General features: G+C 35.1%; 12 protein-coding genes. 8 read left to right on the top strand and 4 right to left on the bottom strand.

All coding sequences use genetic code 11. The annotated features are described in order from the left end of the window. Nucleotides 1-5: 5 nt before the first annotated feature. The 6 genes from CA834_RS11600 (at nt 6) to CA834_RS11625 (ending at nt 6,893) form a co-directional block, all read left to right on the top strand. On the top strand, nt 6-797 hold the full coding sequence (locus tag CA834_RS11600; protein WP_094968883.1) for a sulfotransferase: 792 nt from the start codon (nt 6-8) through the stop codon (nt 795-797). A 72-nt stretch (nt 798-869) separates the two neighbouring features. Then, complete coding sequence (locus tag CA834_RS11605) at nt 870-2,039, top strand: glycosyltransferase family 4 protein (RefSeq protein WP_240507582.1); 1,170 nt, start codon at nt 870-872, stop codon at nt 2,037-2,039. After that, nucleotides 2,032-3,111 (top strand): glycosyltransferase, encoded by a 1,080-nt coding sequence (locus CA834_RS11610; protein ID WP_094968884.1) that lies wholly within the window; start codon nt 2,032-2,034, stop codon nt 3,109-3,111. The genes CA834_RS11605 and CA834_RS11610 overlap by 8 nt, the downstream gene beginning before the upstream one ends. Nucleotides 3,112-3,138: 27 nt before the next feature. Continuing rightward, nucleotides 3,139-4,479, top strand: coding sequence for an O-antigen ligase family protein (locus CA834_RS11615; protein WP_240507584.1), 1,341 nt, complete (start codon nt 3,139-3,141; stop codon nt 4,477-4,479). Beyond that, nucleotides 4,433-5,452, top strand: a complete 1,020-nt coding sequence (locus tag CA834_RS11620; RefSeq protein ID WP_094968886.1) for a glycosyltransferase family 4 protein — start codon at nt 4,433-4,435, stop codon at nt 5,450-5,452. Before CA834_RS11615 ends, CA834_RS11620 begins: the two co-directional genes overlap by 47 nt. Nucleotides 5,453-5,498: 46 nt before the next feature. Beyond that, complete coding sequence (locus CA834_RS11625) at nt 5,499-6,893, top strand: sugar transferase (RefSeq protein ID WP_094968887.1); 1,395 nt, start codon at nt 5,499-5,501, stop codon at nt 6,891-6,893. 7 nt (nt 6,894-6,900) lie between these two features. Here the strand turns inward: CA834_RS11625 and CA834_RS11630 are convergent, their stop codons facing one another. Together CA834_RS11630 and CA834_RS11635 are read right to left on the bottom strand one after the other, a co-directional pair. After that, nucleotides 6,901-8,058, bottom strand: a complete 1,158-nt coding sequence (locus CA834_RS11630) for a lipoprotein N-acyltransferase Lnb domain-containing protein (protein WP_094968888.1) — start codon at nt 8,056-8,058, stop codon at nt 6,901-6,903. A gap of 10 nt (nt 8,059-8,068) precedes the next feature. Further along, nucleotides 8,069-9,139 carry a putative type IX sorting system protein PorV2 gene (locus CA834_RS11635; protein WP_094969020.1) on the bottom strand — a complete coding sequence of 357 codons (1,071 nt, stop codon included), beginning with the start codon at nt 9,137-9,139 and terminating at the stop codon, nt 8,069-8,071. A gap of 114 nt (nt 9,140-9,253) precedes the next feature. Here CA834_RS11635 and CA834_RS11640 point away from each other — a divergent pair, with 114 nt between their 5' ends. After that, a complete protein-coding gene (locus CA834_RS11640) occupies nt 9,254-10,012 on the top strand; it encodes a CDP-alcohol phosphatidyltransferase family protein (RefSeq protein WP_094968889.1) in 759 nt (252 codons plus the stop codon). A gap of 25 nt (nt 10,013-10,037) precedes the next feature. Next, the gene (locus CA834_RS11645) at nt 10,038-10,919 is read left to right on the top strand and encodes a DUF808 domain-containing protein (protein WP_094968890.1); all 882 of its coding nucleotides are present in this window, start codon (nt 10,038-10,040) and stop codon (nt 10,917-10,919) included. A gap of 6 nt (nt 10,920-10,925) precedes the next feature. On the opposite strand, the gene lptB is transcribed toward CA834_RS11645, so the two are convergent. Together lptB and CA834_RS11655 are read right to left on the bottom strand one after the other, a co-directional pair. Beyond that, on the bottom strand, nt 10,926-11,666 hold the full coding sequence (gene lptB, locus CA834_RS11650) for an LPS export ABC transporter ATP-binding protein (RefSeq protein ID WP_094968891.1): 741 nt from the start codon (nt 11,664-11,666) through the stop codon (nt 10,926-10,928). A gap of 73 nt (nt 11,667-11,739) precedes the next feature. Next, nucleotides 11,740-12,087, bottom strand: coding sequence for a carboxymuconolactone decarboxylase family protein (locus tag CA834_RS11655; RefSeq protein WP_094968892.1), 348 nt, complete (start codon nt 12,085-12,087; stop codon nt 11,740-11,742). Nucleotides 12,088-12,094: the final 7 nt, after the last annotated feature.

The following is a 12,094-nucleotide window of genomic DNA, read 5'->3' on the forward strand; positions in this document are numbered from 1 at the left end:
GCATAATGAATATAATACTCAATGGTCCAGGAAGGTCAGGTACTACCCTTTTAAGTCAACTGATAAGTTATCACCAAGATTTAGCATGGATTTCCGGATGGGTTAATAGGTACCCCAAATTTCCTGAACTGGCTTTTTTTAATTTTATGTACCGCATGAAAATTATGAATCTCGATGTTTCTAAAATTAATAAAATGCCTAAACCCGCTGAAGCTTATGGCTTCTGGAAATATTATGTAAAAAATTTTAACTCAGATCATCAACCCGCTCCAGATGAAATAACCCGATTAAAACAAGCCATGGAGAGGCTAATAAACATTCAAAACAAAAATCATTTTATAACAAAAATCACAGGAGATTTAAGAAAAAATATATTTGATCAAATTTTTTCGGATTATCAGGTGGTTTGGATCGAAAGAGATCCTAGGGTCGTTGTAAGTTCCTATATAAAACAGCGATGGTTTTATAAAGACCGAACGAATGATTTCGAGAAGTTAACCATGGAGAAGAAAATTAGATTTTATGCGGAGTATTATTTAAGTCTTTTTGAACAATCTAAAACAATTGAAAAAAAAATTGTTTTTTACGAAGACCTGTGTAAAAATCCTGTAACCTTCTTTGAAAACTTATTAGGTTCATTAAATTTAAATTTTTCGGAACATCATAAGTCAAGAATTAAAAATGAGAAAATTAAAATAGTGGACTGGTCTAACTACGAGGTAAACTACACACAACATCAAAAAAACCTATTAAGTCAGCTTCTAGAAGAGCCACTTGAGCATTATAAGTATTCTTAGATAGCTTGTAAGACAAAAAAGTAGGATGCTCCTATTATATGTTAAAACTTACAATTGAATATTGAGATATAAGTGAAGGCAAATCAAAATAAAGAACAGCGTAAATTAAAGCCTAATGTCATGGTTATATTTACCCTTGTAAAGCATAAAATAAAAGATGGCCAGCTTTATGGTTATGCTCCTTACATCTCAGAAATGAATATTTGGAACAAACATTTTAAGGAGATTATAGTTGTTGCACCTTTTGATGCTTCTACTGACCTTGAAAAAATCGACCTTAGTTATATACATAACAATATTAAGCTCATAAGTATTCCCTCTTTCCATGTAAAATCATGGTTTGGAGTCTTAAATTTCATGGCCAAATTACCGTCAATTTCAATTAAAATGCTGAAAGCAATGCACAAGGCAGATTATTTTCATTTCAGAAGTCCTAGTAATGTTGCGGCTATCGCTGCTATTTTACAGATTTTTTTTCCGAATAAACCCAAGAGTACTAAATATGCAGGTAATTGGGATCCAAATAGTGAACAGCCTTGGGGATATAGATTTCAGAAATGGTTGCTGACCAATAGTCAACTTACCAAAAACATGAAGGTGCTTGTCTATGGAAAATGGAAAAATCAAACACGATACGTTCAGGCTTTTATGCCAGCGTCTTATAGAGCTAATGAGCAACTTCCTTTCAAATCTAAATCCTATTCAAATCGTTTAAAATTTGTTTTTCTTGGGGCTATGGTCTATGGAAAACGGCCTCTTTTTACAATTAGAATAATTCAGTCTTTAATTGAACAGGGATTAGACTGCGAATTACACATGTTTGGAGATGGTAGTTTGATTACTGAAGTGAGAGAATATGTAGATGAAAATAAGTTACAAGATGTCATTTTTGTGTATGGCAATCAAGATAAAAACAGAGTTAAATCAGCTTTATTAGATGCTCATTTTACTATCTTACCTTCTAAGAGTGAAGGCTGGCCTAAGGCTATTTCAGAAGGTATGTTTTTTGGTGCTATACCCATCTCCACAAAAATTTCGTGTTTACCCTGGATTTTAGATAACGGAAATCGTGGTATATTGATTAATCCAGACTTAGATGAAGCTGTTTATTTGATTAAAAGTGAATTGCAAAAAGGAGACCAATATCTAAATACCATGGCTTCAAAAGCATTGGAGTGGTCCCAGCAGTATACAATAGACAAATTAGAGAAAGAAATTGAGAAGGTAATTACTAATGCTTAGATCGCTTCAAATTATAGATACATTGCAGGTTGGAGGCGCTGAGCGTTTGGCAATTAACTATGCCAATGGTTTGTCTCAATTAGGTGTTCAGTCCCATCTTTGTGCCACACGCCAGGAAGGACCATTACTAAAGGTTTTGGATGAAAACGTGGAGTATATTTTTTTGAACAAAAAATCAACTATCGATTTTAAAGCTTTTTTAGCGTTAAGGTCATATATCCTAACAACCAAAATCAACGTAATCCATGCGCACTCATCTTCCTTTTTCATTGCTGTTATAATGAAACTGTTTATACCTCACTTAAAAATTATTTGGCACGACCATTATGGGAATAGTGAGTTTTTAAATAAACGCCCAAAACTATTATTAAAATTTTGTTCCCTCTTCTTTAGTTATATTCTTAGTGTCAATAAAGACTTAAGGCAATGGTCTGCTAAAAACTTACATTGCAAAAATGTAATCTACCTCAAGAACTTCCCAGTTTTAAAAAAAGCCACAGGTTCATCAACAACACTCTATGGAGAAAATGGAAAGAGGATATTGTGCCTAGCAAATTTGCGAGAACAGAAGAATCAAATAAGGCTATTGGAGTCTTTTCAGCAAGTTGCGAGCAAATATCCTGACTGGACTCTGCATTGTGTTGGTAAAAATTTTCATGACGATTATTCTAGACGCTTTTTTGAGAAATTGAGAAAATTAGACCTTAATAACTTTGTTTATTTTTATGATAGCAAGACGGACATCATCAATATAATGCAACAATGTCAAATAGGTATACTTGTTTCTAAATCGGAAGGCTTACCAATGGCCCTATTAGAGTACGGTATATCTAGTTTAGCTGTTATTTGTACCGATGTAGGCGATTGTGGGGAGTTAATTAAAGATAATTGTTATGGAATCTTACTAGAAGATGATAGGTCTACAACTATTTCGGAAGCAATCATGGCATTTATAGAAGATAAGGATTATAGAACGGGGTCGGCTCATAAATTTCATGAAATGATATTGCGAGACTATTCAGAAAAACCTATTTTAACCCAAGTAGTTGATATCTACAATCAGGTAGTGTAAAAAAATTCGCCTATGGGTAGCAAGTATTTGTCTCAAATCATATTGCATATAGTTCTGGGCGCGCTCCTTTATTATTTTAGTTTCTTTCCGAGCCTCTACTTTTTCTCAGTTATTGGCTATTTTTTATACAAAATAATTACAGTTCCTAAAAATGAAAAGACACTTGCGGTGCTTATGGCTTGTGCTTATCTAGTAGGGGCTGAGGTCATTTTCAGAATGACCAGTGCGGGGATCTTCTATGAATCATCGAAGTACTTCATTATATTTTACTTATTTATTGGAATGTTTTACACAGGTATATCCAATAAAAGTTATCCTTATTTTATTGTACTTGTTTTACTTATTCCCTCTATAATAGTCGCGGCAATTGGTCTAAACATTGATGCGAGCCTTCGAAGAAATGTAGCTTTTGTATTGAGTGGTCCCGTGTGTTTAGCAATTTCTGCTTTATACTGTTATGATAAAAAAGTAACACTTCAACAAATCCTAACCATTATATTATATATAGGTTTACCGATCATCACACTCTCAACCTACCTCTTTTTATATACACCAAGTATTAAGGGTGTTGTTACGGGTACTCAATCTAATTTTGCGGCTTCAGGTGGATTCGGACCAAACCAGGTATCTACGGCCCTTGGGCTTGGTATGTTTGTATTTTGCGTTAACTTTTTTCTAAACTCAAAAACACTCTTTTTAAAAACGCTAAATATCTTGTTGTTCAGTTTAATTGCGTTCAGAGGTATCGTCACCTTTAGTCGTGGCGGAATTTTAACGGCTATTTTGATGATTGCAACATTTTTATTTATGGTGTATTTAAAATCAAATAAAAAACAGAAAAATATGATTGTCATATATTTCTTTTCCCTAATAGCTATTGCATCACTGGTTTGGATAGTCAGTTCTTCCCAAACCAGTGGTCTTATAGATAAGCGCTATGCTGGACAAGATAAGTTAGGACGAGAAAAAGAGGATGTTAGCGCAGGAAGAGTAAATATTTTTATGAGTGAACTAGAAGGTTTCATTGACCATCCTTTTTTAGGCGTTGGCGCTAGTGAAATGAAAGAAATCAGGTTAGAAAGATTAGGAAAAGTAGTTGCTACACATAATGAATTAAGTAGACTGCTTTCTGAACACGGTCTTTTAGGAATAATAATTTTACTAATATTGCTTTTTAAGCCACTAGATGTCCGCTCATCAAATAATCACAATTTTTTCTTCTATGCCTTTCTTGCCTTCTGGTTCGCTACCATAAATCACTCTGCGATGAGGATTGCGGCACCTGGTTTTGTATATGCTTTAGCTTTATTAAATGTAAATTATGAAAAACGTCCTTTACATAGGAAACGCATTATCCAGCCAAGGTAACACGGTTTCTCCAATAGAGAGCTTGAGCAAGCATTTGAAAGAGTTTTGCGAGGTCAATGTAGCATCTCATGAGCAGAACAAGATAGTTAGACTATTTGACATGATTGCTTCTGTTTGGCGGTTAAGACGAACCGCAAAAATGGTGCTTATTGATACTTACAGTACTGCTAATTTTTATTATGCCTTAATCATTAGTCAATGGTGTCGGATTTTAAAAATTTCATACATCCCTATTTTGCACGGAGGTCAATTAGAAAATCGTCTTAAATATCATCCAAAAAAAAGTGCCTGGATATTTAAAAATGCACATCAGCTAGTGGCACCTTCTAAGTTTTTACAAACCATATTTCAATCCTATGGATATGATGAGGTCAGGTACATTCCAAATACCATAGCATTGGAGAAATATACATTTGTAGACCGTGAAATAGAGACTATCAAGCTATTATGGGTGCGATCTTTTTCTAAGATCTACAATCCTGCTTTGGCTATAGCTGTTCTTGAAGAGTTAGAATCTCTGGGACATAAAGCGGAATTGATTATGGTTGGCCCAGAAAAAGATGGGTCGCTTTCTCATTGCAGGACCTTAGCACAACGCAAGCAACTAAAAGTCAAATTCACAGGCTTGCTGCCTAAGGAGGACTGGATAAAGCTATCCCAAAGCTGTAATATTTTTATCAATACAACAAATGTGGATAATACCCCAGTTAGTGTTATCGAAGCTATGGCTTTAGGTTTACCGGTAGTATCTACAAATGTTGGCGGTTTACCTTTTCTTATAGAAAATGGAGTTGATGGTCTTTTAGTGCCGCCAAACGATGCAGAAGCATTGGTAAAAGCTATTCTTAATCTAAAAAATAATAGTTTAAAAAGGGAAGCTATAACACAATCGGCCCGTATGAAGGTAGCCAAGTTTGACTGGGAAGAAGTTAAATCGCAATGGCAAGCCCTTTTGTCCTCATCTTATGCTTAATATCAAAATTGACTTTTTATCTTTACGATTGAGTTGACTTTTACTTATGAAACATAAAAAAGGGATTCACTTCGAAGTTTCCGAGCGAAAGGTTCTGCTAAGAATCATAGATATACTGATGGTTTTTATTGGAATTTATACTTTGGGTCTTTTTACAAAGTTTGAATATCTTTCTGTTAATCAGGAGAACAGTGTAGCACTTGGGCTTTTAATTATTTATATCTCTGTTTTTGGAACTGTTTTTGAACTTTATGACTTACAAAAAGCAAGTCAACTAGATGCCACATTCAGGAATATTGTAATAACCTGTTCAACCGTGGTGTTGTTCTATTTATTAACACCGGTACTTTCTCCTTATCTCCCAGAAGAACGTATCCAAATTTTATTTTTCTATTTAGCGCTGATTATTTCTATTTTTATTTGGAGGGTTATTTATATCTATCTGATTGAATCCCCAAGATTTTATAAACGTGTGTTGTTGGTTGCCGAGGTATCAAATATTGAAGGGTTGGTAAAAGCCTTGGATACAAAAGACCCCAACTATAAAATAGTTGGCTTTATAAATAGTGAAACGACCTCCGACCATTCTGTTAAGTATAAAGGGCTAAAGGAGTTTGAGCCAAAACAGTTTCTTGAAATTATTCAGAAGGAGCGTATTTCTGAAGTTTTGGTAGCTAGTTTTAATGCTGAGGCAATTATAGTCGAGGTTTATCACGATTTAATGCTGCTCATGGAGCGTGGTTTTAAAATAAGGGAGTACACGCAAGTGTATGAGGAAATGTTGCAACGTGTACCTATTCAGTTTGTTGGGAAGGATTTTTATAAATATTTCCCATACAGTCGGAGTAATGAAAATAAACTCTATATTTTTTTTCAACGGGCTTTTGATATTGTTTTAGCCATAATAGGATTGTTGTTTTGCATAATTTTATTACCGTTTATTCTATTAGGCAATATAATTGGTAATAAAGGGCCCTTGTTTTATTCTCAGGAACGCGTTGGCAGAAATGGCAAACTTTTTAAGATTTTAAAACTTAGAACCATGGTCGTTAATGCTGAAAAGGATGGTGTTAAGTGGACCCAGAAGAATGACAAACGTATTACTGCTTTCGGTAAATTTCTGCGAAATACACGACTAGATGAAATACCTCAGTTCTATAATGTTTTAAAAGGGGAGATGAGTGTAATTGGTCCTAGGCCTGAACGGCCATTTTTTGTAAAAGAACTTTCAAGGATTATACCTTTTTACGAAACACGCCATATTATAAAACCTGGCTTAACGGGTTGGGCTCAAGTTAAATCGCGCTATGGCTCTACAGTAGAGGAGAGCTTAATAAAACTTCAATACGATCTATATTACATAAAGCATAGAAGTGTGTTCTTAGATTTAAGTATTACCATTAAGACCCTAAGTACCATTTTATATTACAGAGGGCAATAATTAGAGATTACATGTTTTTGATGAGGTACACATACCTGATTCCTAAGGCAATTAATAAAGGAATTAAACCTATAGCAAAAACCTGAACACCAATAAGCCAGTGCAAGGTCATAAGGCATAGCATAATAATCAAAAACTTTAAATAACCTTTTACCCATTTCTTCATGGTTTCTTTACCTAACTGTCTTATCAGAATCATGTTTAAAGGGAAGGCCCAAAGGAGGTTATAATTATATGCGGTTGTTGAGTGATTAGTTGCAAACCACAGTAAAAAGAGAACAATACCTATAATTCCAGTAAAACTTGCTAAGGATATATCTACCCAACGACTTCTAACACCAGTTTTATGGTCTTTGTAGGTTTTGAAAATAATGAATAGGGAAAGCAATCCTAAAATAAACACAGGACTCCACAAAAAGTCAAACTGGGATTGACTTTGTTTTTTTTCATATAATTGAGATGAATTTTTAACTAATTTTCTACCATTACCCAATTGTGCAGTACCAAAAAAGTCGTGAATATATTTGGGTAGGAACATATGTTCTCTGGCAGATGCTTTCTGGTCTATAATTGAGCCCAAGGCTAAGTCTATTCCAAAACCTCCCCAGGAGTTAGGTTTTACATGGTCATGTATTAATTTACGGAAGGTTTTTGGTTCAAAATCTTTTGGAATGGTATAGGAAATCTTGTTGTTTGTAGCCATCTCGGCTACATCTCTAATACGAGTTGCACAATTGTCATAAAAGAAATCGTATAAATAGCGCCTATTTTCCGGTTTGTAGTTATTTTCTAGATAATCAAATAATTTTTGTTTTTCAGAGGCGTTCAAATTTAAAACCTGCTCGTCAATACTGCGGTTGTTTCGAGAGTAATGATCAAAGATGTCAGAAAACCGATGTCTACTAATGAGGTAATTGAGTTTACCTTGGGCGAACTTTAAATAAAAAAATGGTGCGTCAAAGTCGTATTCACCGTAACCGTATACCAAATCAAAACCACGGCTTTTATCAGTTATCCGGAAGGCGTTGTGACCAAAAGCATCATTGAGTGATTCCCCAGGACCAAAGGTTAAAACCGATACTTCTGCATCCTGGGTTAGGTTCAGGGTTTGGGAAAAACCAGGATGAAACAAAAAAAGTACAATGACTAATAAACCTAACCTCATAAAAATTTAATTATCTAAATATACCGAAGTCTATTTTTAAAGAAAAGACGTTAGAATAAAGTGCCGCACTTTGATCGCCAATATCGGTAAAGGCATAATCAATTTGAATTCCCTTGTACTTAAAGCCTACACCAAAATTGGGTTGAAACGTTAGATTTTCTGAATTATCAATCTGTAATTCATTTTGAAAATTTCCTAAACCACCTCTTAAGAATACAAGGTCTGTGTAACCAAACTCAAAGCCTAGTGCAGGGTTTATACTAGCAAAGGAGGTGGATATAATATCGTTGGTTTGAATAAAACGTGCATTTAAATTGACTGCCGCCAATAAGGAATAATCATAATTAAATATCCATTTTTTAGAAATACCCAATTGCATTTTTGGAATTGTAATCTCTGTCGTTTCAGGTAGTTCTTGGTTCTCTCCTTCAACAGCACCACTGATTTGTTCAAATTTATCCTCATCTATAGACCAGGAATTGTAGGTAGTAGTAATATCGCGGACCATTACACCAAATTTCCAATCATTTTTTGTTTCAAACTGAATTCCAGCATCAAATCCAAAGCCCCATGAGGCAGCAAAGTCCCCAATAATACGTCTTATGACTTTAGCATTTACACCAAAATTTAATCCATCTAACGGGAGTTTTCTTGCGTATGAAAAGGTCAATCCGTAGTCCGCCGTTGAAAACGTACTTATTCTGTCGTAATTTATATTTCCTTGGTCATCAATTAGTTGTGTTGTATCTAAAATATCATCAACGCCAAATCGTATCAAGGATATACCAATAGCACTTCGGTCATCTAAGGGCATGCCATAGGCAATGTAATTATAGTTTGCAATATTGGCGAAGTAACTGGAATGCATCAAAGCGAGCTGGTTGTCTTCTAGATGCACCAATCCTGCAGGATTCCAATATCCAGAATTTACATCAGAAGTTTGTGAAACCACAGCATTGCTCATACCCAAAGCCGCTGCATCAACACCAATATTCATAAATTCGTTCGAATACTTTCTGGTGGTTTGGGCATCAACAATGAGCGCTACTAGTGTGAGTACAATTACTAAGTAACTTTTCAATAGCAAGCTTTTTTTTGCAAAGATGCACATTATTTTCCTATCTATTTAACTTGAAAAGTGGGTTCTTATTGTTCTAGGGCCAAATACTTTTATATTTGTACATAAACTAAATTTATGGGTTTAAAGCGCCATGTTCCTAATGCGGTTACGTTGCTCAATTTATTTTCAGGTTGTATCGCTGTTATATTTGCAGTGAACGGAAATTTTATTGCAGCAGCTTTTTTCGTTTTTCTCGGTATTTTCTTTGATTTTTTTGATGGGTTGTTAGCACGTAAGTTAAAAGTCCAAAGTCCATTAGGTATTCAGTTGGATTCCCTGGCGGATTTGGTGACTAGTGGCGTTGTTCCTGGTATTGTGATGTTTAAGCTTATTTCCCTCACGGTCGATGCACCTAACTTTAACGATTATAGTGAGCATTGGAATTCCGTTATGCACTGGCAAGGTTTTAAGTTATCCGTATTACCTTTAATTGGCTTATTTATTCCTTTAGCTTCGGCATATCGTTTAGCGAAATTTAATTTAGATGAAGATCAACAGACGTTTTTTAAGGGCTTACCTGTCCCTGCCAATACCTTGTTAATTATGTCCTTTCCATTAATTTTGGAATATCAGGATAACGATATTATGAATTCTATAATCATCAATAAATGGTTTCTTGTTGGAGTAACGCTTTTAACTTGCTATTTGTTGAATTCAAGAATGAAGCTTTTTGCCTTGAAGTTCAAGGATTTTAGTTTTAAGAATAACGCTGTAAGATATGTGTTCATTATTCTAAGCATAACGGTATTACTTATTTTACATTTTGCAGCTATACCATTGATTATAATTCTTTACGTTTTGCTTTCACTACTTGACGCGAAAAATATAACTTAGACCATATACCATAGAAACGATAAACATGGCTTCAGGATTTTTTGCTCTTCTAGACGATATAGCATCCATAATGGACGATGTTGCATCTATGACCAAAATAACCACAAAAAAAACAGCTGGTATTTTAGGTGACGATTTAGCTGTAAATGCTGAAAAAGCCTCTGGCTTTAGTGCGTCAAGGGAGTTGCCTGTGTTATGGGCAATCTCCAAAGGGTCATTATTGAATAAAATCATCATTTTACCCTTAGCATTTTTATTAAGTGCCTTTGTTCCTTCGGCAGTTATTGTGGTATTAGTGATAGGTGCGTTTTATTTGGCTTATGAAGGTGCTGAAAAAATTTACGAATTTATTTTTCCGCACCCTAAAGAGAAAGCTATCACGGTTAAGAAGAATCTTACGGAAGAAGAGTTGCTTGCTGCAGAAAAAGTAAAAATTAAATCGGCTATACTGACCGATTTTATATTATCTGTTGAAATCGTTATCATCGCTTTGGGAACAGTGGTGCATGAAACCTTAATGTTTCAGATTTTGGTGGTTTCAATAGTTGCGCTTATTGCAACGGTAGGAGTTTATGGTATTGTGGGCTTTATTGTAAGAATGGATGATATAGGCCAAAAATTAGTTAGAACAAGTAAGCGTAAAAAGGGATTAATTTATTCTTCGGGTGTTTTTTTGATTAGGGCTTTGCCTTGGGTTATAAAAAGTCTTTCAGTAATTGGTACAATAGCCTTATTGTTGGTAGCAGGTGGTATTTTTGTCCACTATATTGACTTTTTACATGACTTTTTTTATCAAATACCTGAAATTTTGAGGGATTTATCTGCGGGCTTACTCGGCGGAGTTCTCTCTCTGGCTGTTGTGAAAGGTATTAAGGCTTTGTTCTCAAAAAAGAAGGAAAGGCACTAAAAAAAATTAAAACTCTAATTTCTTTTTACGGAGCTCAAAATTTTGACCTAGATAAACTTTGCGAACCATCTCATCGTTAGCTAATTCTTCGGGTATCCCAGCTTTAAGAATTCCACCTTCAAACATTAAATAAGTTCGGTCTGTTATGGCCAGGGTTTCTTGGACATTATGGTCGGTAATTAAAATCCCAATATTCTTTTTGGTAAGTTTAGCTACGATACGCTGAATGTCTTCAACAGCAACGGGGTCTACTCCTGCAAATGGTTCGTCAAGAAGTATAAAATTCGGATCTGTGGCTAAAGCACGAGCAATTTCTGTCCGTCTTCGTTCTCCACCTGAAAGTAAATCACCACGATTGGTTCTAATGTGGCCCAGACCAAATTCTTCAATTAAGGATTCCATTTTTTCATGCTGCTCCTTCTTGCTCAGTTTGGTCATTTGAAGCACGCTGAGAATATTATCCTCAATACTCAATTTCCTAAAGACCGACGCTTCTTGGGCCAAATAGCCAATGCCATTTTGCGCACGCTTATACATGGGGAATTTGGTAATATTGGTATTATCAAGATAAATATTACCACCGTTGGGTTTAATGATGCCCACAATCATGTAAAACGATGTAGTTTTACCAGCGCCATTAGGACCAAGTAAACCAACGATTTCACCTTGGTTGACTTCAAGAGAAACATCCTTAACCACCTTTCGTCCACCATAGGACTTCATTAAATTCTCCGCTCGTAACTTCATATCTTATCTAACAACGCTAAAAATAACAAAATCATATAGATTGCGTTAAATCAGCTTTAGGTTTTTAGTTACTTTAACCTTTATTCTCTAAAGCTTCCCAATATTCATGGGCCCGTCTAAGATGTGGAATAACTATAGTGCCCCCAACAAGCGTTGAGATGGCAAGAGCCTCACTCACTTCAGCTTTGGAAAGACCTTCCTTGAAGCAAGTTTCCAAATGATATTTTACACAATCATCGCAACGCAAGACCGTTGAAGCTACTAAACCAAGTAATTCTTTGGTCTTTTTATCTAGAGCACCTTCTTGAAACGCATTGGTATCTAAATTAAATATCCGCTTGACTATCTTATTGTTGTCTTCTAAAATTTTATCATTCATTTTAGCGCGGTACGCATTGAAATTTTCTACTATATCTGACATATGTTAA

Source organism: Winogradskyella aurantia (genome assembly GCF_002266855.1).
Taxonomy (GTDB): domain Bacteria; phylum Bacteroidota; class Bacteroidia; order Flavobacteriales; family Flavobacteriaceae; genus Winogradskyella; species Winogradskyella aurantia.